The 24,193-nt window shown below is 43.8% G+C and carries 20 protein-coding genes and 2 pseudogenes; 9 read left to right on the top strand and 13 right to left on the bottom strand.

Annotated elements, in window-relative coordinates:
- Nucleotides 1-270: 270 nt before the first annotated feature.
- The 7 genes from OH456_RS13955 to OH456_RS13925 all read left to right on the top strand — a co-directional run bounded on the left by OH456_RS13955 (nt 271) and on the right by OH456_RS13925 (nt 8,640).
- A complete protein-coding gene (locus tag OH456_RS13955; RefSeq protein ID WP_270033685.1) occupies nt 271-1,890 on the top strand; it encodes a methyl-accepting chemotaxis protein in 1,620 nt (539 codons plus the stop codon).
- A gap of 124 nt (nt 1,891-2,014) precedes the next feature.
- Nucleotides 2,015-3,415 (top strand): asparagine--tRNA ligase, encoded by a 1,401-nt coding sequence (gene asnS / locus OH456_RS13950; RefSeq protein ID WP_006073720.1) that lies wholly within the window; start codon nt 2,015-2,017, stop codon nt 3,413-3,415.
- A 207-nt stretch (nt 3,416-3,622) separates the two neighbouring features.
- Nucleotides 3,623-3,931 carry a hypothetical protein gene (locus tag OH456_RS13945; RefSeq protein WP_038226055.1) on the top strand — a complete coding sequence of 103 codons (309 nt, stop codon included), beginning with the start codon at nt 3,623-3,625 and terminating at the stop codon, nt 3,929-3,931.
- A 275-nt stretch (nt 3,932-4,206) separates the two neighbouring features.
- Nucleotides 4,207-4,413 (top strand): hypothetical protein, encoded by a 207-nt coding sequence (locus OH456_RS13940; protein ID WP_270033684.1) that lies wholly within the window; start codon nt 4,207-4,209, stop codon nt 4,411-4,413.
- Between the two features lie 286 nt (nt 4,414-4,699).
- Nucleotides 4,700-5,890, top strand: coding sequence for an amino acid aminotransferase (locus OH456_RS13935; RefSeq protein ID WP_270033683.1), 1,191 nt, complete (start codon nt 4,700-4,702; stop codon nt 5,888-5,890).
- Nucleotides 5,891-6,024: 134 nt separating this feature from the next.
- A complete protein-coding gene (locus OH456_RS13930) occupies nt 6,025-7,914 on the top strand; it encodes a putative nucleotidyltransferase substrate binding domain-containing protein (protein ID WP_038225878.1) in 1,890 nt (629 codons plus the stop codon).
- A 9-nt stretch (nt 7,915-7,923) separates the two neighbouring features.
- Nucleotides 7,924-8,640 (top strand): 3'-5' exonuclease, encoded by a 717-nt coding sequence (locus tag OH456_RS13925; RefSeq protein WP_038222837.1) that lies wholly within the window; start codon nt 7,924-7,926, stop codon nt 8,638-8,640.
- Nucleotides 8,641-8,685: 45 nt separating this feature from the next.
- Here OH456_RS13925 and OH456_RS25980 read toward each other — a convergent pair.
- Both OH456_RS25980 and OH456_RS25975 read right to left on the bottom strand, forming a co-directional pair.
- Nucleotides 8,686-9,858, bottom strand: a pseudogene (locus tag OH456_RS25980) (methyl-accepting chemotaxis protein); the annotation flags it as partial.
- Nucleotides 9,856-10,512: pseudogene (locus tag OH456_RS25975) on the bottom strand (cache domain-containing protein); the annotation flags it as partial. The pseudogenes OH456_RS25980 and OH456_RS25975, both read right to left, overlap by 3 nt.
- Nucleotides 10,513-10,972: 460 nt before the next feature.
- On the opposite strand from OH456_RS25975, the gene OH456_RS13915 reads away from it, so the two are divergent.
- A complete protein-coding gene (locus tag OH456_RS13915; RefSeq protein ID WP_270033682.1) occupies nt 10,973-11,605 on the top strand; it encodes a CatB-related O-acetyltransferase in 633 nt (210 codons plus the stop codon).
- 77 nt (nt 11,606-11,682) lie between these two features.
- On the opposite strand, the gene OH456_RS13910 is transcribed toward OH456_RS13915, so the two are convergent.
- The 8 genes from OH456_RS13910 to OH456_RS13875 all read right to left on the bottom strand — a co-directional run bounded on the left by OH456_RS13910 (nt 11,683) and on the right by OH456_RS13875 (nt 20,104).
- Nucleotides 11,683-13,254: a BCCT family transporter gene (locus OH456_RS13910; RefSeq protein ID WP_006073732.1), complete on the bottom strand. Its 1,572-nt coding sequence runs from the start codon at nt 13,252-13,254 to the stop codon at nt 11,683-11,685.
- Nucleotides 13,255-13,549: 295 nt separating this feature from the next.
- Nucleotides 13,550-14,026: a MarR family winged helix-turn-helix transcriptional regulator gene (locus tag OH456_RS13905; protein WP_006073734.1), complete on the bottom strand. Its 477-nt coding sequence runs from the start codon at nt 14,024-14,026 to the stop codon at nt 13,550-13,552.
- Between the two features lie 194 nt (nt 14,027-14,220).
- Nucleotides 14,221-14,856: a response regulator transcription factor gene (locus tag OH456_RS13900; RefSeq protein ID WP_006073738.1), complete on the bottom strand. Its 636-nt coding sequence runs from the start codon at nt 14,854-14,856 to the stop codon at nt 14,221-14,223.
- Complete coding sequence (locus OH456_RS13895) at nt 14,856-16,205, bottom strand: cache domain-containing protein (RefSeq protein WP_270033681.1); 1,350 nt, start codon at nt 16,203-16,205, stop codon at nt 14,856-14,858. The genes OH456_RS13900 and OH456_RS13895 overlap by 1 nt, the downstream gene beginning before the upstream one ends.
- 110 nt (nt 16,206-16,315) lie before the next feature.
- Nucleotides 16,316-17,599 (bottom strand): TRAP transporter large permease, encoded by a 1,284-nt coding sequence (locus OH456_RS13890; protein WP_006073742.1) that lies wholly within the window; start codon nt 17,597-17,599, stop codon nt 16,316-16,318.
- Nucleotides 17,600-17,609: 10 nt separating this feature from the next.
- On the bottom strand, nt 17,610-18,152 hold the full coding sequence (locus tag OH456_RS13885) for a TRAP transporter small permease subunit (RefSeq protein ID WP_062457260.1): 543 nt from the start codon (nt 18,150-18,152) through the stop codon (nt 17,610-17,612).
- Between the two features lie 106 nt (nt 18,153-18,258).
- A complete protein-coding gene (locus OH456_RS13880; protein ID WP_006073745.1) occupies nt 18,259-19,353 on the bottom strand; it encodes a TRAP transporter substrate-binding protein in 1,095 nt (364 codons plus the stop codon).
- Nucleotides 19,354-19,741: 388 nt separating this feature from the next.
- Entirely contained in the window at nt 19,742-20,104 is a 363-nt protein-coding gene (locus OH456_RS13875; RefSeq protein ID WP_038225886.1) for a MarR family transcriptional regulator, read from the bottom strand.
- Nucleotides 20,105-20,315: 211 nt separating this feature from the next.
- Here OH456_RS13875 and OH456_RS13870 point away from each other — a divergent pair, with 211 nt between their 5' ends.
- Entirely contained in the window at nt 20,316-20,987 is a 672-nt protein-coding gene (locus OH456_RS13870; RefSeq protein ID WP_006074885.1) for a DUF2982 domain-containing protein, read from the top strand.
- Between the two features lie 52 nt (nt 20,988-21,039).
- Here OH456_RS13870 and OH456_RS13865 read toward each other — a convergent pair whose 3' ends face one another.
- From OH456_RS13865 to OH456_RS13855, 3 genes are all read right to left on the bottom strand, one after another.
- Nucleotides 21,040-21,693, bottom strand: a complete 654-nt coding sequence (locus OH456_RS13865) for an MBL fold metallo-hydrolase (protein WP_038223099.1) — start codon at nt 21,691-21,693, stop codon at nt 21,040-21,042.
- A gap of 63 nt (nt 21,694-21,756) precedes the next feature.
- Nucleotides 21,757-22,302 carry a YcbK family protein gene (locus tag OH456_RS13860; protein ID WP_270033680.1) on the bottom strand — a complete coding sequence of 182 codons (546 nt, stop codon included), beginning with the start codon at nt 22,300-22,302 and terminating at the stop codon, nt 21,757-21,759.
- A 155-nt stretch (nt 22,303-22,457) separates the two neighbouring features.
- A complete protein-coding gene (locus OH456_RS13855; RefSeq protein ID WP_236109472.1) occupies nt 22,458-24,104 on the bottom strand; it encodes a L,D-transpeptidase family protein in 1,647 nt (548 codons plus the stop codon).
- Nucleotides 24,105-24,193 lie beyond the last annotated feature (89 nt).

The following is a 24,193-nucleotide window of genomic DNA, read 5'->3' as shown; positions in this document are numbered from 1 at the left end:
ATTTAGTCAGAAGCTCATTAAGATTTGATCAACCGATAATTAAACTTAGGGTACAAACCACCACTCATCCACACCTTGTATTTCATCGTCGATTTAAACTCATACCAACAAATACCAACTCAACTTATATTTGTCTCATTTCTCAATTCCAAGATTAGTTGCATAAAAAACCATGAGCTTTTCGAGGTTTTACCAATAAATGCCTTCCAGAGCACCGGTAAGTTAACTTAATATTCACTCTGTCAGCCCATATCATTAACAATAAAAACTATGCGTCTAACAATTACAAATAAACTTTTAATAGCGCTTATATTGGTCTTTGGAACAGTGGTTATTATTTCGACAACTTATCAATATAACCAACAAAGGGATCTCATCTATTCAGTCCTCAGTGAACAACTTCATGACAAAGCAAGTAACTATTTCGATAGCTTAAACATGATGATGCTCACAGGTACCATGGCTCAAAAGGAAACGCTGAGAAATAAAGCACTAGCTCAGGAGAATATTGAAAACGTTCGTGTTCTTAGAGGAGATGCTGTTTCCAAGCTATATGGACAAGGTTTAGAAAACCAAGTGGCGGTCGATGACATCGATAAACGTGCCCTCAATGGCGAAACGGTTATAGAGCCGTTCCAAGCAGATTGGGGAAGCGGCCTAGTCGTTGCCCTACCAATGGAGGCAAGCACCAACTATCGAGGTACTAATTGCATTACCTGCCACATGACAGAAGAAGGCGAAGTATTGGGTGCCATTCGCATCGAATACAACTTGAATCAAGTCAATGGATTCATTAATAAGCGAACCGCTATTGCTGTCGCTATTATGGCCGCCATCGCGTTTCTTGGTTACTTAGCAACGATCTTTATTGCTCGTCGGTTTATTGTTGGACCCGTGCAGACCACGTCCAAATTTATGACTCGTGTTAGTGGCAGCAAGGATCTCTCCATTAGATTATCGCAAAGACAAAATGATGAAGTCGGTGATTTAACCAATGACATCAATGCATTTCTGGACACAGTCTCAGACAGCCTGACTAAAGTACAAACTACAGCGCAAACCGTCAGCGCAAATGCCGACAAACTAACAGACATTGCGGAAAGCAACGAGTCTGTCGCAAAACGTCAGCTTGACGAAACCGCAGCAGTAGAATCCAACATGCAGATGCTGAAACAGCAACAGGCTACAGTCAGTGACGCAACCGAACGTGCATCGCAGTTGATGCAAGAGACGTGTGAACTGACAAAGGCGAGCAGCACCGAAGCTCAATCTGCAAGTAATGATATCGAGTCGTTGGTACAAGACATTACTCAAGTCTCCACTCATATCTCTGAGCTTAATGAACAGACAGAGCAAGTCTCAGCAATTCTGTCGACAATCAAAGGTATCGCAGACCAAACAAACTTGCTTGCACTCAACGCTGCTATTGAAGCTGCGCGAGCTGGGGAGCAAGGGCGTGGTTTTGCGGTTGTAGCAGATGAAGTTCGCTCTCTTGCTAGCAGAACCACGCAAGCGACTAATGATATTGAAGATATCATTGCCAAATTCCAACAAGGCAGTAGCCATTCTGTTCAAGCGGTTCGAAACGTCTCCGAAACAGCTCACCAAAGAGCGGATGAGGTTCAAGCACTGGCAGATAAAATGCAGACCGTTGTATCTCAAATTGAGGCTACGACTGACATCGCTAGTCAAGTGCAAGAGCAAATACAAGCTAACCGAGAAACCAGCGAAAACGTTGGTCAAAAAACCGTCGTAATTAGTGAGCATGCCAATGAAGCCTCGGACTCGGCGACTCAAACTCACCAAATTAGCATGGATTTGCAGCAACTCTCCCACCAACTCGATACGTTACTGAATCAATTTATGCTGAATAACCACAATAAAGGTTGAACCGTAAAAATTGACAGGTAATATGTCCCTTTGAAAAGAAATTTAGTAGCAACCCAATGAATTGGCTAAATGTTAGCCAAAGTCATTGGGTTGTATTGTTACCTCCATGGAGAAGATTAATAACATGACTTACGCGCCTGTAACTGACGTACTAAGCGGTAAGCTAGCTGTTGACAGTGAAGTCACTGTACGCGGCTGGATCCGTTCACGTCGTGATTCCAAAGCTGGAATCTCTTTCCTTGCCATCTACGACGGCTCTTGTTTCGACCCGATTCAGGCCGTGGTCCCTAATAATCTTAATAATTACGAGAATGAAGTACTGAAGCTAACAACAGGCTGTTCTGTTGAAGTAACAGGTACCATCGTAGAGTCTCCAGCAAAAGGTCAAGACTTCGAACTTGCAGCGACAGACGTTAAGGTTGTTGGTTGGGTTGAAGATGCTGATACTTATCCGATGGCGAAAACACGTCACTCAATCGAGTATCTGCGTGAAGTTGCTCACCTGCGTCCACGTACCAATGTTATTGGTGCTGTTGCGCGTGTACGTAACTGCCTATCTCAAGCTATCCATCGCTTTTATCACGAGCAAGGCTATTTCTGGATGTCTGCACCACTTATCACGGCTTCTGATGCAGAAGGTGCCGGTGAGATGTTCCGCGTTTCTACGCTAGATATGGCTAACCTGCCATTGACAGAGCAAGGCGATGTAGACTTCAACGAAGATTTCTTCGGTAAAGAAACATTCCTGACGGTATCTGGTCAACTTAACGCTGAAGCATATGCTTGTGCTTTAAGCAAAGTGTACACATTCGGCCCAACTTTCCGTGCTGAAAACTCAAATACTAGCCGTCACCTAGCGGAATTCTGGATGGTTGAGCCTGAAGTCGCGTTTGCAGACCTTGATGACGCAGCGAAACTGGCTGAAGACATGCTGAAATATGTGTTCAAAGCGGTATTGGAAGAACGTCGTGATGATCTTGAGTTCTTTGCTCAACGCATCAACAAAGAAGCAATTACTCGTTTAGAGAAGTTTGTAGAATCTGACTTCGCGCAGGTAGACTACACTGACGCAATTCAAATCCTGCTTGATTCAGGTAAAGAGTTCGAGTTCCCTGTTGAATGGGGTATCGATATGTCTTCTGAGCATGAGCGCTACCTAGCGGAAGAGCACTTCAACGCACCAGTTGTTGTTAAGAATTACCCGAAAGACATCAAAGCGTTCTACATGCGTATGAACGATGACGGTAAAACAGTAGCGGCTATGGACGTACTGGCACCGGGCATTGGTGAAATCATCGGTGGTTCTCAACGTGAAGAACGTCTAGAACTTCTAGACAAGCGTATGGTAGAAATGGGTATCGACCCTGAGCACATGAGCTGGTACCGCGATCTTCGCCGTTATGGCACAGTACCTCACTCAGGATTTGGTCTAGGCTTTGAACGTCTAGTATCTTACGTGACTGGCATGGCAAACATCCGCGATGTTATTCCGTTCCCACGTGCACCTCGCAGCGCGAACTTCTAATTCTTACTCATTTTGCTCTTACGAGCAGAGATAGAATCCAATTTAAAGACCACCGCTTATGGTGGTCTTTTTTGTTTCATCATATGCCAATTCAAGAGCGGATAACTGAATGCTTAATTTGCAAATTCGAATCGAATATTCAGTTGGTAATTCATTCTATTAGCACTACATTTAGAGTGTAAACTTTATATAGAACGAGGTCTCATGATGGGAAAATTTACAGTAAAAGACATTGAATACTATGGTGAATCAGACGGCGTTCATAAATGGCAAGCTTCAAGTGGTCAACCATATTACTGGCATCCTGATTGGCTACATGTTGCCGAAGATGAAACCGGATTGCACCCAAAACAAGCGCTAGAAGTGGATGACAATGAAAGCGCAACAAAAGAGCATGCAACAACCGCTATTGTTAAACATCTCAACGAATGGCTAAAAGACAAGCTAACGCAAAATCCAGATCTAGAAACTCAAGCTGTTGAATCGGAACATGAACTTAAAGGTCATGATGACTAATTCGACTTCTTAAGCAGCTAACATATCGATGAAAGTATATCACTCGGTATGTTAGTTCTCCTCGGCCTCATCCAAGTACACGTTCTTTTCATTGCAAGTCGCTATAATCTGCATTCAGGCTTTACCCATCCACCCCTCCAAAATATTCTTTCCACCACAAATTATCGATTATCAATATGATGTCATGTTATCAATAAAGGTTACGAATAATTTCCAAATCAAACCTTTGGATATATATAGTAGATATGAACATTGTGGCCCTAACAGGAGGTTTTATGAGTCGCGAATCTGCTAGACACGGTATGCATTATTTTGGTCAGTCATACATCAACCAAGGTTGGGGAAGATGTTTTAGCCAACCATGTTATCTCAGTGGCAACTGGAATCAGATTGCAGAAAGTACTTTAGGTATCTCATATACAGAACTGTGTGAACCCAGCTACGTAGATGTTCCAACAGAGAAAATAAAAGTAGATAAATAGAGTTAGATATCACTTCTGAGTTAGAAGGTACATTTCCTACAATAAGTGTACCTTCTTTATATGAAAGCCAGCATTAACGTTAGTTACCCTTCCTTTAACCTCAACTCTTAGACCACTTAACTCATCAAAATAATGAATTAGAGTCCTTTTCTGTTTCAAATCAAAATAATTTTCTGTTTTCTTCTTTAATGTGGTTGTCTCCTATAGCCTTGAAAGGTATAAATAGGCTGTTGTCGTTTGTTAACAAACGTTTTGATTGCCCCTTCAATTAACATGGATGAAGAATATGTTTGAAAAAGTTGTTGCAGCACCCGCCGATCCAATCCTTGGTCTTACAGAAGAGTTTAAAAAAGACACTCGCGCAGAGAAAATTAACCTAGGTGTTGGTATCTATAAGAATGAACAAGGTGAAACTCCCGTTCTAGCGACTGTTAAGAAAGCAGAAGCGGCACTGCTGGAGACTGAGAAAACCAAATCTTATCTAACGATTGAAGGGACAGCTGAATACGGTCTAGCTGTTCAAAAACTGCTTTTCGGCACTGATTCAGAGATCGTTGCCGAAAAACGTGCCAAAACAGCTCAAGCTCCAGGTGGTACTGGCGCACTTCGTGTTGCTGGTGAGTTCATCAAGCGTCAGCTTGGTGAAGTGAAAATTTGGATCAGTAACCCTACTTGGGCGAACCATAACGGCGTATTTAGCGCTGCAGGTATCGAAACGGCGCAATATCGTTACTACGACGCTGAAACTAAAGATAAAGACTTTGCAGGCATGGTTGCAGATCTTGAACAAGCGTCGGCTGGCGATATTGTGTTGCTACACGGTTGCTGCCATAACCCAACAGGCATCGATCCTACTGCCGATGAGTGGGACCAATTAGCTAAACTTGTTGCAGAGAAAGGCCTAATCCCATTATTTGACTTTGCTTATCAAGGCTTTGCTAAAGGTGTAGAAGAAGACGCTCAAGGTCTACGTGCGTTTGCTAAACACAACAAAGAGATTCTAGTGGCAAGCTCTTTCTCTAAGAACTTTGGTCTATATAACGAGCGTGTTGGTGCGTTCACATTGGTTGCGACTTCCGAAGAAGTGGCAACTACGGCTTTCTCTCAAGTTAAGAGCATCATCCGTTCAATCTACTCTAACCCACCAGCACACGGTTCTGCAGTAGTAACTCACATTCTAAATGACCAAGCTCTACGCGCGGAATGGGAACAAGAAGTGGCAGAAATGCGCGACCGTATCCAAGAAATGCGTGAACTATTCGTAGAGACTCTTAAAGCCAAAGGCGTAGACGCAGACTTCAGCTTTATCGAACGCCAAAATGGCATGTTCTCTTTCTCAGGCCTGTCTAAAGAGCAAGTTAACCGCTTAAAAGAAGAGTTCGGTATTTACATCGTTGGTTCTGGCCGTATCAGTGTTGCTGGTATGACAAAGTCAAACATGGGTCCGCTATGTAAAGGTATCGCCGCAGTTCTATAAGCTCTAGCTCATAGAATCAAGACGTTAGCATTGAACAAATGCAACTATAAGGCATAAATAATAGGTCAGCTTCGGCTGACCTTTTTTGTATCTGCGTGTAGTATTAAAGCATTGACCGACAGCTAAGGCCGCACATGGACGCAGAAATCTTGGAAATTCAAAACTTCCTAGCCTCCCACCCTCCTTTTGACGAACTTCCAGAAGAGACCGTACTTTATGTCTCTCAACATATGGAAATCGCTTACTACCGACAAGATACACCCATCATCCACTTTGGTGATGATATTCACGACCTTTATATGGTTCGCAGTGGTGTGGTTGAAATCTACCGTCGAAAAGGAGAGCTCTACAATCGCCTAGATGAGGGAGACCTATTTGGACAGATGGGACTGCTAACCAACAACAAAGTCCGTTTTCCTGCAAAAGCTGTCGAAGACACGTTAGTTTACTGTTTGTCAGCCGAGATCTTCCAGGAGCTCTATGACGGCTTCGACTCATTTGCTGATTTTGTAGAAGTAGAGGATACGGTACGTCTACGCCAAGCGGTATCCAACAACACCAATGAGAATGACCTGACCACATCCAAAGTAAGAACTTTACTAACGCGTGACGCTCCAACTATTGAGCGTTCCAGTACCATCCAAAACGCTGCACGATTAATGGCGGACGAACAAGTATCATCGTTACTGATCATTGACCCAGAAATTGTAGACAATGATGAGGAAGACACTTCTCCGGTCCTCGGCATAATCACTGATCGGGACCTATGTACTCGTGTGCTAGCAGAGAGCCTTGACCCACAAGATGAAGTGGGTAGCGTGATGTCTACAGATGTGATTTCTCTCGACCACAATGCTTATGTTTACGAAGCCATGCTTACCATGCTTCGTTATAACGTGCATCACTTGCCGGTACTCAAAAACAAACAGCCTATCGGCATCATAGAAACTACCGATATCGTCCGTTACGAATCGCAGAACTCGCTACTACTGGTGAGCAGTATTTTTCAACAACAGTCCGTTGAAGAGCTTAAATCGCTCTCCGAACAAGTTGGAGACAGCTTTGTCCGTTTAGTTAACGAAGATGCTAATGCTCACATGGTAGGAACCGCCATGTCGGTCATTGGCCGAAGCTTTAAGCAGCGCATAATTGAACTTGCAGAAGAAGAACTCGGAAGCGCGCCTATCCCTTACTGCTTCTTAGCACTTGGCTCAATGGGACGAGACGAGCAACTTGTCGTCACAGACCAGGATAACGCCATTATTCTTGATGACAGCTACGATGAGAAGAAACATGGGAAGTACTTCGAAGCCTTTGCTAAGTTCATTTGTGATGCTCTGGCGGACTGTGGGTACAGTTACTGCACGGGTGACATCATGGCCACCAATCCGGAATGGCGCATGACTCGCAAAGAGTGGGAAGCGTGTTTCTCTGATTGGATTGATGATCCTAACCCGAAAGCCCTGTTGAATGCATCGATCTTCTTTGACCTCGATGGTGTGTACGGCAAATTGAAATGGGCCGAGCAACTAAATAGCTTTATTGTCCGTCGTGCCCGTCGTAACAACCGATTCCTTGCTTGTTTAGCACGAAATGCCTTAAACCGAAAACCACCTCTCGGTTTCTTTAAAGATTTTGTGATGGAAAAAGATGGTCAACATAACAACTCCATCAACCTCAAACGTCGTGGTACTGCACCTTTGGTCGACCTAATTCGAGTACACGCGTTGGCGGTAGGTTCTCGCTCTACTAATTCATTTGAACGACTGGACGACATTCATGAAGCGGGAATATTACCCAAAGGCCGTGCCCGAGATCTCAAAGACGCGCTTGAGTTTATCTCTATGGTACGCATTAGCCACCAAGCTATCGACGTAGAGCAAGGAATAGAACCAGATAACAATATCGAGCCTGAAAATCTTTCTGACTTTGAGCGTCGAAACTTAAAAGACGCGTTCCAGATCTTAAGTAACGGTCAAAATTTCCTCAAATTCCGTTACCAAGCAAATAACGCGTTAAAGTAGGTTCAAATGATTAAGAAATTACTTCAGCCCCCTTCCGTTCAATGGGCAAACAAATTTGCGACCTTGGCAGAACGAGTTAATGATGAGCGCCTACGCGCATTTTACTCTGCCGGACTGCCTGCTGCAGACACTCCATTGAATGAGTTAGAGTTCGTTGCATTGGATTTCGAAACCACTGGACTAAATCCGGACAAAGACGGAATTCTCTCGATCGGTTTAGTGCCGTTTAACGCGTCTCGTATTCGTCTCAAGCAAGCAGCGCATTGGACCATCAGACCCAAAGCTAAGCTTGAAGAAGAATCCGTTGTCATTCACGGGATTACGCACAACGACATTCTTGATGCCCCAACATTGGATGAAGTATTGGGCGATGTCCTTTCAGCGCTAGCGGGAAAAATTATCGTTGTCCATTATCGACCCATTGAGAGAGGCTTTCTAAATAGTGCGCTTAAGCGAATGATTGGAGAAGGCATTGAGTTTCCGGTTGTCGATACCATGCAAATCGAATCGGATTATCAATCGCGCCTGACCGGAGGCATTATTAATAAACTAAAAGGGAAACGAGCAGACTCTGTGAGACTTGGCCAAAGCCGACGTCGATATGGTTTACCTGATTACCCACCTCATCATGCGCTGACCGATGCCATCGCGACAGCAGAACTTTTGCAAGCTCAGCTTGCTTATCATTTCGAAGGCAAACATACGATTAGCGAGATTTGGCTATAACTTTGCATTCCCCTCTGACCACGTTTGGTCAGAGGGGAAATAAGATTAGATCTTAAAGCGACCAATCTCTTTCTCTAGTTTCTGAGATAAATTAGATAGGTCAACGGCTTGCTGTGCAGCTTCCTGAGCTTCTTCAGCTAACTCATCAGACACATCACGTATACCTTGGGTATTTCGAGTGATTTCAGAGGTCACAGACGCTTGTTCTTCCGCTGCCGTAGCTATTTGCGCAGCCATATCACTGATTTGTTCAACAGCCGCATGAATTTGCGTTAGGCTCGCTGCTGCACAGTTCGCATCGTCAACACTAGTGTCAGCCAGTTTTCGACTATCGTTCATAATACCCACCGCTTTTGCAGTGGTTGCTTGCAAGGTTTCAATCGTACTTTGAATTTCTTGAGTTGACGCATGAGTACGCTGACTAAGCACACGAACCTCATCCGCTACAACCGCAAACCCACGACCCTGCTCTCCTGCACGCGCTGCTTCAATTGCTGCATTAAGAGCGAGCAAGTTCGTTTGTTCAGCGATGTCTTGAATAGTCGAAAGAATGGTATTGATGCTATTACCGTGCGTCTCAAGCTCTTGAATTACGCCCGTCGCCACTTGAACTTCTGCCGCCAGATTTTGAATAGAGCCTTGAGTTTGAGAAACTTGGCCAGCACCGTGATTACTCGCACCAACCGCTTCTGACGAATTAGATGCTGTCATGTCGGCATTACTTGCGATTTCTTGAGTGGCCGCAGCCATCTCGTTAATCGCTGTCGCTACCATGTTGATTTCATCTTGCTGTGTTTGAATACGCTGGCTACGCACTCGGGCATGCGTTGCCGTATCTTTAGCTTGCTCCGATAGAGCCAATGATACATCTTTCAGGTGCATGACCGTTTCATGCATATAGCTGACGAACGTATTGAAGTTTCTAGCCAACTGCCCTACTTCATCTTTACTACGCGGTTCTAAACGCTGAGTTAGGTCACCTTCACCAGAAGCAATCTCTTTCAATGCTTTTGACACGCGAGCGAGGTCATTCACTAAGAAACTCATCAACCACGACGCTACAATACCAACCAGAATAACAATAATCAGAGAGGTAATAATCAGTTGAGTTAATGCCGTTTTGTGACCCGCTAGTTCTGTCGCTTTATCAAGTTCAACCGCAAACACCCAGTTTGTTCCGGGAACCTTCGAGAAGAACATCAGCTTCTCAGTACCGTTTAGTTTAAGCTCCAGCATTGAGTTATCGGACGCTTTTTGCTGAATTGTTTGGATATTAAAACTCTGACCCAATGCCGTCACAGGCTTTAGAAGTAGCGATTTGTTAGGGTGCGCTAAGAAAGTGCCATTAGTCAGATCAATGAGCATTGCTGTCGCATTATTACCGACGTTTAAGCTGATTACATCGTTAACTAATTGGTCAATGAGAACATCGGCCCCAACGACCCCCATAAGTTGGCCATGCTGTTTTACTGGCTCTGCAATTGTCACCAACAGTGCGTTGGTAATGGCATCTTGATAGGCCTCAGTGATAATCTGTTTATTCGCAGCCTGAGCCTCTTGATACCAAGGACGGGTACGAGGATCATAATCAGCACGATTACGCTCAGGGTGAGAGCGGAACATTTCACCAGCCGGAGTGCCAAAGAAAATGTCGTCAAAGCCACCCGCTATGCGAGCTTGCTGTAAATATGGAACTTTATCCTCTTGATCAACAAAACCGTTGAACGCAGTGGCGATAGTTTTGCGAATATCGACCCAGTTTTTAATGCCTTCTACAGCAGCGTATGAGACGTTGTTCGCACGTGCACTGATTGCAGCATTAGTTTGCGAGGATAATTGATTAGCGGCAAGAATGGTCAACGCGACCGCCATGAGCACCACCGCACTGAGTGTGGCAGCAATAAGCTTTTGTCTTAATGATAAGTTCATAGTTTATTATTCTGTCTTTGTCGGATTTTGGTTGTTATTTTTATTGTTAACCACTACGTGGCGTGCGAATAATATACATATTCAGCAGCAAAATCGAGCGCCAATATATTGACTTATAAGCATTTTGTAGTGACATTTCATTGACCCCACTAATTTTACAAACAATGTTTTTATTTGTATTATGCTGGAGATTTAATCAACTCCACTATAATCGGCTGATCACTCCATTTCTTTAGGGCTCGACATGTTAAAGATCTACCAAAGACAATATGCAGTTGTCGAGGCCATTGCCTACTTGAAGCAACCTCACATTCATTAGCTAATGTTGACTTTTTTTCTGACAGCACTCAAAAACTCGGGAGAATTTCTCAACATTCACTTTGGCTAATTTTAGAGGTTCACTATGAACTCCAAACATTGGACTCGGTTTGAACTACTCCATCAAACTGTGACTAACCCTAATATCCACGTTAAAGGTACGCATAGTTATTACAGCGACGCTTACGACAATGGTTTCGAGTCGTCTGTCGTCCGCTACCTGCATGGCGACGAGCAAACTCGACATAAGTCGCCGCCATGGGACATTGACCAACTATATATAGGCGATTATGTCTGTATCGGAGCGGAAGCAGTAATACTTATGGGTGGCAACCACACTCATCGACTCGATTGGTTTTCACTCTATCCATTTTTAGACAATGTCGAACAAGCTTATCAATCGAAAGGCGATACCATTATTTCTGATGGTGCATGGATTGGTATGCGAGCGATGATCATGCCAGGAGTGTCTATTGGTGAAGGTGCAGTAGTTGCGGCGAATAGCGTGGTGACGAAAGATGTAGCGCCTTATTCCATTGTTGGCGGTAACCCAGCAAAGGTCATTAAGCATAGGTTTGATGCCGACAGCATAAAGCGTTTGCTAACACTCAATATCTATCAATGGAGTGAAGAAAAATTCGAGGCGCTACGACACCTCATTAGCGCCAGCGATATCGATGCACTTGAAAGTGCTCACACACTCTATGAAAGCCGTTAATAGCAATCATAATTTGAACATCGATAAACAAAAAGAGCGGCTAATTAGCCGCTCTTTCTTATCTGCTCAGATTGCAATCAGTATTTTTCAGTTCTCATACCAAGCAATAGGCTCACACACATCATCAGCAAAATGATGGTGAACGGTAATGCAGATGAAATCGCACCGGCTTGCAGTGCTGCAATCGCCTCATTACCACCAATCCAAAGTAGCGCAACTGCGATAGCACCTTCCATAAACGCCCAGAATACGCGCTGAATAACTGGTGCATCGACTTTACCGCCCGCTGTAATACTATCGATTACCAAAGAGCCTGAGTCTGACGACGTAATAAAGAACACCAAAACAAGCACAACAGCAACGATAGAGAGCATCGTACCCATAGGCAATTCATCGAACATTTCAAACATCGCCAATGGAACATCACCTAAACCATTAGTACCCAGTGAGCCAACTTGATTAATCACTTGATCAATAGCCATGCCACCAAATACTGACATCCACACCACGGTCACTGCGGTAGGTACGATAAGTACTGCTGTAATAAATTGGCGAACAGTACGACCTTTCGATACACGCGCGATAAACATACCTACGAATGGGGACCATGAAATCCACCACGCCCAGTAGAACACAGTCCAACCGTGCATCCATACTTCATCTTCGCGTCCATGAGGGTTGCTTAGTGGAATAATGTTCTTAATATACGCAAACAACGTCTCAGGAATCGCGGCAAATGTAACGGCATAACCAATAAAAGCAACTAATATAAGCAACAAGAAGGCGATGATCATGTTGATATTACTAATAACCTTAACACCGCCATCAATACCGCGTAATACGGAAACAACCGCTAATAATGTTACGACCGCAATAACGACTATTTGCAAAGTCATTCCTGACTCAACACCAAACACGTGATGAATACCGCTCGCTGCTTGCTGCGCACCTAAACCAAGAGATGTAGCTAAGCCGAACAATGTCGCCAATACCGCAAGAATATCAACGATGTGACCTGCCCAACCCCAAGCTCTGTCGCCAAGAATCGGATAGAAAATTGAACGCATCGACAAAGGTAAACCTTTGTTGTAGGCAAAAAAGGCAAGTGAAAGAGCAACAACGCCATAGATTGCCCATGGGTGTAGACCCCAATGGAACATAGTAGCACCCATTGCAAGCTCTCTTGCCGCCGCAGTGTTTGGCTCTACACCTAGTGGAGTTTCAAACCAGCCAGTAAAGTAAGCCACGGGCTCAGCTACACTCCAGAACATTAAGCCAATACCCATACCAGCAGCGAACAACATGGCAAGCCATGACATAAACGAATAATCCGCGACCGCATCTTTACCACCAAGGCGGATTTTACCGTATGGAGACACTATCAATGCTAGGCAGAAAACAACAAATATGTTCCCAGACCACATGAATAGCCAATCAAATTTATCAATGATTGCTAGTTTGATACCATCAAGAGCAGATTTTGCGGTATCCGCGTCAACAATGACGGTTAGTAAGAGAAGTAGTGCAATAAATCCCGCACTAATCCCGAAAACAGGGTTGTGAACATCAAACCCCCATTTCTGGACATTATCTTGCCCAATAGTGTAGTCAGTACTATCAATACTGTACTTATCAATACCCTTTGTCATTAATCCTCTCTATGACCCATTCCTTTCAACTCAAAGCATTTTAGGTCAAAACTATGAATGCTGGACTACAACGAACAGCTGACCCTTAACGATATCTGCTTTGCAAACGCTGTATTTTACCAAATTATAAGCGGAATTTCACAAAATGTTAGGAAAGTCAGACAATTCGTACCAAATGGAACTGAGACAATTAACGATTAGAACTCGAATTAAATCGGAGTGGGCGGGAGTTTAAGGGCCAAAATAGAAGAGACATATGGCCCCAAATTGATGAGGCCACTATTCCAATAAAATACTAGTTCTTTGAAATATTACTATCGAGTTGTAGAACCGGAGACGCGTCAATATCGTCGGCATTCATCATCAACGAAATACGCTGGATCGACGACAGCAATAAAGTTTGCTCCCAACTTTCTAGACGCTGAAATTTCTGAACAAAACTATCCTGAAGTGGTAAAGGAGAATCTTTTAATACTTCCTCCCCCTTCTCAGTCAAAGTTGCGTGCACTTTGCGTTTGTCTTGCTGACTCCGAATACGTTGGACATAATCTTGAGCTTCAAGGCGGTCTATGATCGTCGTTGCCGTGGCTTGGCTGATATTGGTTGAGTTTGAAAGTTCACGAATTGTCACATCACCCATATCTTTGATAGCTTTCATCAAAATAAGCTGAGGCCCCGTCAAGCCGCACTCTTTCTTAAGCTTTTTAGAGTGTAGGTCAATCGCGCGGATAATCTGGCGTAACGCCACCAATACTTCTTCGTGTTTTTCCAATTTCCAATCCAGTCTTTCAAAGAGTTAGCGCGCTCTTTATAACAGAACGCGAAACAGAATGCGTCGTGATTTTAGTAAAAGTCTCAATTGATCACAGCTTTTGTCCACTTAAACAACCTAAACCCTCGCTAAATCTAGCTTCACGCCTATTTTATGCTCGTTAGGAGCATATTAAACCAAGTCGTTTAAGCACCCTACGACAAACCATTTTCTAGAGCGTATTTTGCCAACTCTGCCGTCGAATGTAGATCCAGTTTATGTTTGATGTTTTGACGATGAGTCTCCACAGTTCGATAGGAGATGTCTAACATCTGAGCTATTTTCTTACTACTACAACCTTGAGCTACTAGCTTGAGCACAGACTCTTCACGTCGACTCAATGGGTTGGACTTTGCAACGACTGGGGTAATCTCTTGAGAGAATAATGTTTGGGTGACTGACTCACAAAAGTAGGTCGACCCTTGATGCACAGTCTTAATTGCCTGCACCATTTTCTCTGCGGAGATTTCCTTTAGCATGTAACCTACCGCTCCTGCCTGCATTACCTTCATAATGTATTCACGATTATCATGCATCGTTAACATTAGAACTCGGATATTGGGAAGCTCTTCTTTAAGCACTTGCGTGGACTCAATGCCGTTCATTATCGGCATACTTACATCCATTAAAACCACATCCGGCAAAGTGCTTTTGACGACCTCAATAGCTTCTACACCATTGCTTGCAGTTGCAACCACATCGATTTCCGGTTCCCGCTCTAGCCTAGCCATAAAACCTTCAAGAACAACCTGATGATCATCGACAATGACGACTCGGATCTTGGCATCCATTACACTGCCTCCTCTACCTTTAACAACACGGTAATTTCTGTTCCCTTTCCATATTCACTAATCAGCTCGAACTCTCCCCCGATGAATTCCACTCGTTCGCGCATGTTTCTTAATCCAATCCCACGGCTATTCATCGCATTTCCAACATCAAATCCAACTCCATCATCGGTGACGATCAACTGTAGTACACCGCCAAATTGCTTCAAGAACACGGTGACCTTGGTCGCCTGAGCATGCTTTTCGATATTATTAAGAGACTCTTGAACCACTCTATAGAGTGTAGTCGCCACTTCAGATTTGAGTTTCGAGGCATTGGAGTCTAAAACCAGTTCAGTACTTGCCATGGAGTAAGTTTTAAAATCTTGCAAGAGAGTGGTAATCGCTGCTTCCAAACCTATATCATCCAAAGCACTAGGACGTAAGTGATGGGAAATTCGACGAACTTCCATTATTGCTTCTGACAATGAAGATTGAGATTGCTGTAAGTGCCCCATAGAACGATCATCAACGCTTCTCGTGTCCATCAACTCAAGATGACATTTACTCGACACCAGCAATTGATTTACCCCATCATGAAGCTCTCTGGCTAAATGCTTACGTTCATCCTCCTGAAACATCACCGTTTTATGGGCGAGCTCTTTTAGATTTTTATCAGCTAATTTATGTTCGTGCCAATTAACCGCTAAGGTCAGTACAATAATCACCGCTACTGTTACTGCGAAAATTGTCACGATAGAAAATATCGTGGTCTCGATATTGTTATCAATGGCGGCCCTTAATATTGCCACTTCTTGCGCCACATCTTCGATATACAGCCCGGTCCCTATCATCCAGTCCCACTTATCCAGCCAAGCTGCATAACTAAGTTTGGTGACCGTTTCTCCAGTAGAAGGTTTTTGCCATAAGTACTGGTGATAGCCCCCTCCTGATTGAGCTTGAAACAACAGAGCTTCAATCAGGTAATCACCATCTTGGTCTTGAAGTTTTAACAAGTTTCGACCGACAAGCTGCGGAAGAATTGGGTGGACAAGGTTGGTGCCGTTTTTGTCGTAGGCAAAAAAGTAGCCATCGGTTCCATAACGTAGACGATTGAGCGTTTCTTTGACCTGGCTTTGAGCTTCAGTTTCAGTTAATGAGGAGTTGTTATAGACCTGCTCAATGGCATCAAAGGCCATTTCGACGCTATCTTTAAGAGCAGATTCTTTTGAGCGAATAAGGCTCTCTCGGAAAATGTTAATTTCATTTTCTCCGAGGGCTTTTGCTTGGTGAAGAGTTATCCAACTAACACTCGCCGTCACAATGATAAGTGGGATGAGTGTCAGTAAGATAAGTTTTGCTTTGAGCGGCATAGAAGTCCTTTTTCTAAGCTGCATTGGATGTAGCTTATTGTTTCCTATTGTAAACAGTAGCAATGTCTAAAATAGAAATGAACCACTATGCCGAGCTAACGCAGCTTCGATCACATTCCATAAAATTCTGGGAACATAAGTATCGACGCTAAGACGACTATTTGTATCGCGATAAATGGCATTACGCCTCGGTAAATATCTCTTGTGGTCACGCCATTAGGGGCTACGCCTTTCAAATAAAACAAGCTAAAACCGAATGGTGGGGTTAAGAACGATGTTTGCAGGTTCATCGCAATTAAAATAGCAAACCACGTCATATTGATACCCATTAGCTCTGCCACAGGGGCAATCATCGGTACGATAATGAAACAGATTTCTACGAAGTCGATAAAGAAACCAAGAATCAAAATCACTACCATGGTAATGATTAGGAAGCCCCATTTCTCACCAGGCAGTTCAAGCATCCATTCCTCTACCAGCATATCACCGCCGGTGTAAGTAAACGCCATTGAGAACGCTGTTGCACCAAGCAGAATCGCAAATACCATCGCCGTCACTTTCACCGTTTCTTTAGACGCATCATAGAGCATGCCCCAACTGAATTGGCGATACATAAGTGATAGAACAATTGCACCCGCTCCACCGAGAGCAGCAGACTCCGTCGGCGTCGCAATACCGGCAAAGATAGAGCCTAATACCACAACAATTAGTGCTAACGGCGGAATAATCGCTTTCAACGCCGTTTTTACTTCCTCTGAGCGTGAAATAGTTTCATCTCTTGGAATCGGTTGAGCACTCTCTGGGTTTAACTTTGCATAAATGAGTATGTAAGCGACATAAGCGCCAACTAGGACAAAGCCCGGCCATAACGCAGCTTGGAATAAATCCCCTACTGGAACACCTAACACGTCACCCAAAAGAATAAGCACGATGGATGGTGGGATAATTTGCCCTAGAGTACCTGACGCACAAATGGTGCCGCAGGCCAACCCTTTATCATAGTTGTACTTTAGCATCACTGGCAGTGAGATAAGCCCCATGGCGACGACGGATGCCCCTACAACTCCCGTTGATGCTGCAAGCAATGCACCCACGAGTACCGTTGAAATAGCGATACCACCACGAACACCACCAAACAGACGACCCATCGACTCAAGAAGCTGTTCAGCTAGTCGAGTCTTTTGTAAAACTAACCCCATAAAAACAAACAGAGGTACAGCCATTAATACCGTATTTTCCATAATGGACTGTATGCGATATGGCATAAACGCAAACATTTCTATCCCTTCAGCCCACACACCGAAGATCAGCGCGATACCGCCAAAAGTGAAAGCAACAGGAAAGCCAAGTAGTAGCGCGAATAAGGCTACAAAAAACATCACAATACCGATCATGAGAATGTCCTTATTCGTTTGAGCCGGAAGACTTAGCGTAAATGAGGTGTGGATTGAACAGTTTGTTCAATGAGTGCAGAACTAAGCCAACACCAGCAATCGCCATAAAGAAGAATGAAAGAGGAATCATCGCTTTGATGATCCAGCGATAAGGTAAGCCACCAGGGTCACCAGAGGTTTCTCCTAGCGCGTAACTTTCTTTGGCAAAATCGATACCAAACCAAGCGACCAATAAACAAAATGGGAAAAGAAAAACAAAAGTGCCTAGTAGGTCGATGATGGCTTGAGCTTTGATAGATAAACGCTCGTAGAATACGTCTACTCGTACATGTCCACCCGCCTTAATCGCGTATGGGACGCCTAGTAAAAAAACCGCTGAGAACAAATGCCATTCCATTTCTTGGAAGGCGATAGAAACATCATTAAATACGTAGCGCATCACTACGTCATAAACAACATTCACCAATAAGAGCAAAAACAAAATACTGGATAACCAACCTAGCAAATCCGCTACCTTGTTAAACAGTCTTTCAATGTAAATTAAACTACGCATACAACTTTCCGCCTATCCGCCATATTTAGTTCATTGTTTTAGTTAAGGGCGTATGACCATTTTTTGGGAAAAAGTGGCGCAGGAGCCGCGCCACTTAAAGGGGGTATTAATTGTCGAACTTATTTAGGTAAGCTTTAGACGCAATATCAGTCCAAGAGCGCACTTGTTGTAGATAAGCGGCTTGAGAAGCTTGGATTTCTTTTGCCATCTCATCTTTAGCTGCGTGCTCTTTTAGCAACTTGTCATTCGCATCACGCAGTGCATCCATTACTTCACGTGGGAAGTCTTTAACTTTCACATCTGGGTAATCTGTTTGGATAGTTGCCCAGTTTTTGCCACTTTCATGAGTCGATTGGATATACATGTCGTACGCAGCTGTCTTCATAGCGATTTGTAGAATTGCTTTCAAATCGTCAGGAAGTTTGTTCCAAGTACGTTTGTTTACTAGGAATTGCAGCTCTGTTGCTGGCTCATGCCAACCGGTGTAGTAATAAGGCGCAATTTTGTGGAAGCCCATACGAAGGTCTAGTGATGGTCCCACCCACTCAAGTGCATCGATGGTACGACGTTCTAAAGAGGTATACAGCTCACCTGAAGCGATGTTTGTTGGCTTAGCACCAACCTCTGCTAGGATTTCGCCGGCAAAACCTGGGATACGCATTTTCAGACCTTGTAGGTCATCTACACTATTGATTTCTTTTTGGAACCATCCGCCCATCTGAACATCAGTGTTACCACCAGGGAAAGACATCATGTTATGCGGTGCATACACTTTCTCCATTAGTTCCATACCACCACCGTGATAGAACCAAGCGTACTGTTCTGGTGCCGTCATACCAAAAGGCATTGTCGTAAAGTAGAGGGTATTTGGCACTTTACCTTTCCAGTAATACGACGCTGAGTGACCCATGTCATATTGACCAGATTTAACCATATCAAACACACCGAAAGGCGCTTTGTGCTTGTTCGAAGAGTCAATGCGAATTTGTAAACGACCGTTTGACATTTCTTCTGCCATTTTCGCCATGTTCTTCGTTGCGTCACCAAAGATAGGGAAGTTTGGCCCCCATGTTTCGGCTAACTTTAAACGATAAACTTTATCGGCTGCATTTGCGGTACCTGCAACAAACGCTAAACACGTTGCTGCAACAATCGCCGTGCTCTTCATGACACGTGTTACTGATTTCTTGATTAGACTCATTATTCAGTTCCTTGAGTAGGTTCCCTGTTGAAGTCACTGTCGCGACTCCAAGTTTCACATTCCACACAACTATGGATGCAATTCTGAATAACGGGTATTAGTGAGAGCACGCAGTGATAAAACCATTAATTAGCGTTATCAGACCTTGGTATTACGTAGAAATACGTAAGAAATAACTACAACAAAAACCTTAATGTCGATAAATCAATAAGTTAATTGAGCAGGGTTAGAAAGGAGATAGTAAAAGTACTTAGGCATTTATTATCAGGCACCAATTACACAATCGCTACTTTTGTGACATCAGTCGCTAACATTAGTGCATTTTAGTCTTCTGGATCAAAAAGACCCCTGAATAAGGGGTCTTTTTGAGAATGGGTAAAGTGAACGCTTAAAGCGCTTTATAGATCACTTTATTGCCCGCAAGCTGTTCTTTAGCCACTAAGCCTTCTTCTAGAAGCTTCTTAAGTGCGCCAGTCGCCCAAGATGCTGCTTTCGCTTCTTCTTGGCCAGCTTCTAGGCCGATGCCTTTTGGATTGATACCGTCAGCATTTTTAGCAACGATGTCTAGCACTTGTTGCTGCTTAGGAGTTAAGGCTACATCAACTTTTTTTGTCGCAGTTGCGGTTTCAACTACAGGCGCTTTCGCTACAACAGGCTTTTCTGTTTTTGTTGCAGCTGCTGTGTTGGCAACTACCGCTTTAACGCGCTTTTGCAACTTAGATTGCACTTTGCGCTTATGAGCAAGTCTCATTTAGTTTTCTCTCCAATTCACTGCACCAAGACAGTGGTCAAAATTCGAAGCGCGTTTTATACCAAAATTTTGATAGCTTTTGTAGAGGATTGACACAAAGTGGCGTCAAAAATGCAGACCCAGGACGTTTATGGCTATTATTTAAACAATAAACTTTATTATCGCTTCATCGGTATAAAGAACCAGATAGGGTTAAAAAACAGTCGTCATTATGGATACACTACATTTCAGCAATCATAACTACACTTGGCAATCTCCGACCATTAAAGTGGTCGCTGCGGTCGGAGGGTTGGCCTGTTTTAGTTTTCTTCTACTGTCACCCAATTGGCAACAAGCGTTGGTGTTTATTACGCTCGTCGCTGCGGTCATGACCTTTGCTTACTTTATGCTTATCAAAAGCCGTGTCACCTTCACACTGACAGCGACTCATTTCCAGCAACACGTATTCAAAGGTGGCTGGGTCGTTAAATGGAGTAATATTGAACGAATCGGCGTATGCACACATCACCAAGAAGGTTGGCATAAACCACTGCCTTGGATTGGAATCAGACTTAAACACTATCAACCTTACTTAGATGCCATCTGTCCTAGAGTGGCCACCGACCTTTTGCTAAGCCAACGTGCATTGCTTTATTTGGGTGCCCAGCAAACCTCACCAGCACTTAATTTTGAAGACATAGTATTGGACTCTGAGGCATACGTTACCAATGAGGGAAAAGAGTACAGAGGACTTCTCGCCATGTTGGCAAATCGAATGCGTTATCAGCGAGAGTTTTATGGGTTCGATGTATTTGTAGCCGAGGCCGACTTAGACAGGTCTGCGGACGAGTTTGTGGGTCTTACCCGCCGCTATTTAGCTGCGGCGGATAGAGAGTTGTCCTAGAGAAGCGTTACTTTTAATCGCTTACTGTCAGTACGCTTCTCTTAGGCGCCTGTTAGTAAAGCGGCATCTCATCGGCAACAAACGGATTGGAGGCTCTCTCATGACCAAAGGTAGACTGTGGGCCGTGACCCGGTACAAATGTTACGTCATTACCCAGCGGCCACAACTTTGTCTTAATCGAGTTAATCAAAGTAGCGTAGTCACCTTGAGGGAAATCTGTGCGTCCAATACCACCATTAAAGAGAACATCACCAACAAAGGCGACTTTTGATTCATCATTAAACAGCACTACGTGACCTGGAGTGTGACCCGGCGTATGAATGACGTTAAGAGTTTGATTACCAAACTCTACAGTATCACCATCATCTAACCATTGATTGGGTTCAAACGCTTTAGTCAACGGAAAACCAAACATTTGGCTCTGGTTTTCTAACCCTTGTAACCAAAAGTTATCAGCTTTATGAGGACCAACAATGTTGGCATCAAGCGCCTCTGCAAGTGGCTCAGTTCCGCCAACGTGATCTAAATGCCCATGGGTGAGTACCAGCTGTTCAACTTGGACTCCAAGTTCTTTGATCAGCATCTCTAGTTGTTTTACATCACCGCCAGGATCAACAACCACACCTTTCATGGTTTCGTCACACCAAACGATAGAACAGTTTTGCGCAAATGAAGTGACAGGCACTACTTGATATTGAAGACTCATCATAAACCCTATTAATTTTGCAATTAGCGGGACTATGACATCACGCTAGCGGAATGACAAGTGTTACCAGTTTCTCACAGGGCCCGTATCAATATGGACGAACTGGCTTCTTGGGTAATAACCAACTCCACCTGCCTTAATGGTTAGCGCCGCCTCGTGAAGATGACTGAGTTTTACTCCATCTAATCTAAAGTCGATAGCCTGGCCTAACATATGAAGACTTTTTTTCGCTACTCCATTAGAGCCTGAACGCAATGAAGCATTGGTTTCAGGAGATCGATAGCCAGAAATGATCAACACCTCTGATTTAACGCCTAATAGGCTCTGAATCTCTGATATCTGGTCGAACAAACGCTTATCCATGCTATGGGTTTCATTACGTCGATGATCACGACAAAGTGTATTGAGGCGAGCAAGTTCAGCTTGAATATACTTAGCACCGTCAAAGTAACAACTGTCTAAACTCTCTCCTGTGTGTAAGTTATTCATTGCTAATGTTCTTGGTGCAGAAGAAGGCATTGCAAAAGATAATGAAGGCACCAATGACGCCGTTGCACCACACAAAGCAAGTTTGAGGGCGTCTCGTCTAGAAATGTTTGTTTGGATCATACTACTCAAAGAAAGGAAACTACGGAATTGCGGCGCAAGATACGTGTTTCTCAAGCCCAGTTCAAATGCAGAGATGAGCGAAAAGCGCTTATTTTTGCAACCATTAGTGGTTAACCTTTGAGCAGAAAGCGTTTTTTAGATTGTTCAAATTTGTGTCAATTTTTTGAAAATGCCGCACTGTTCATACTTTCTCGTTTGGCATCGTATTGGTATACGTCGCCGCGGAAGTGTGCCTTCCCATCAGACATCCAAGCGGTTTGATAAATGATATGAACCGGAATTCGCTGCTTAAGGGCTATCGCTTTATTTGGGCGATCCGTTGCGACATCTTCTAGTGTTTTCCCTTGTGCTTCGAGCAGCACTTGAGCGAACTGGTCAGCGTGTTCCACTCTTACACAACCAGAGCTGAATGCACGTAAACTCTCATCAAAGAGATGCTTACTGGGTGTATCGTGTAGAAAGATGGCTTGCGCGTTGGGTGTGTTGAACTTGTACTGGCCAAGCGCGTTTAACTCCCCAGCTTGCTGACGCATACGATACGGGAAGCGCCGCGCATTTACCTCTTGCCAATCAATCATCGTAGGGTCGATACGCGCCTGATTGTTCCAACCTTCTAAAATTTCAATTCGTTGCGAAAATAGGTAAGTTGGATTCTGTTTTACTTTAGGAATGATGTCTTTAACCATAATTTTCCAAGGCACATTCCAAGTAGGATTTAGGATAAGCGAGTCCATTTTAGTTTCCAGTAAAGGCGTTTGACGCGACGCTCTACCTACAATTACGCGAGACTCAAATCGTTCCTCTCCTTCATCCCAATATTCAAGCTGAAAATTCGGCACATTGACGACAATGATGTTTTCGCGCTGTTGTGGCCACAAACGAGAACGTTCCGAGTTGAGTGCCAATATACGCAGTTTATCGGACGCGGACTTGTTCAACCATTCGATGGTATTGGGACCTATAATGCCATCATCGTTTAACCCGTAAATGGTCTGGAATTCTCTAATAGCAAGGTCGAGCAGTTCGTCGAAATACCGGTCTTCCCTAGCGGTAATGAAGACATTGGATTCGGACAGTCTTTCAATAAGAATTAAATATGCTTCTTGAGGTAACGTATCACCGAGTCTCGTGAGCCCAACTTGCTGATACTCTATTTTGGTCATTTGCGATTTCGACACTAAGTCGATGTAGGCATTCTCGAATCCATCTTGCTGTAACATTGGCGACGCAAACGAGGTGATGTAAGCCAGTGCATCTTGTGCTTCGAAAGCTTTTACCATCAGATCCACTTCCGTTGCTGAAGGACGCGGAAGAGGTTCAATTAAATCGGTAGTAAAATACCACTCTTTACCAAGTTCTTGAGACGCTGCAACATAGCTTAAATAAAGTAAGAAAGTATCCGAAGCCACTCTATCATAACGATCCATCTCCCCTTGTTGATAATACTGTTGCAGGAGTTCGACTCTTGATTGGAACAGCGGACTAAAGCCAGCGAGCTTCATCATATCTAGTTGCAGATTTAGCTGAGCGTTAAGCTCATTGCCGCTCCATATACGCTCAGCATCCAGTCTGGAATATAAGTAGTCAACTAACGAGGGATAGAGAAGCGCGTCTTGGGTATTATCTATAAGCTCAGTTGAGCCTTTTGTATTGTCTTGCTGAAGAATTGGCTTGATGTGTTTTACAGAATAAGAGGTGAGCTCGGTCGAATTTGAGACAAGCTGATCTGGCGCGGCAACCGTCAATCCGGTTGTAGCTAGAGAGAATAAACCAACACACAATGAGAGTAGCCAGTTTCGCATCTACCAACCTCCTTTCAACCAAGGATCTTAAGTATGGCAGAAATCACACTATCAACCGGACAATTTTATACTAAACCAGCTACCGTCTC

Source organism: Vibrio sp. La 4.2.2, assembly GCF_027586995.1.
In the GTDB taxonomy this organism is placed as follows: Bacteria; Pseudomonadota; Gammaproteobacteria; order Enterobacterales; family Vibrionaceae; genus Vibrio; species Vibrio mediterranei.
The sequence above is the reverse complement of the archived record's forward strand: the minus strand, read 5'-3'. Positions and strand labels throughout refer to the sequence as shown.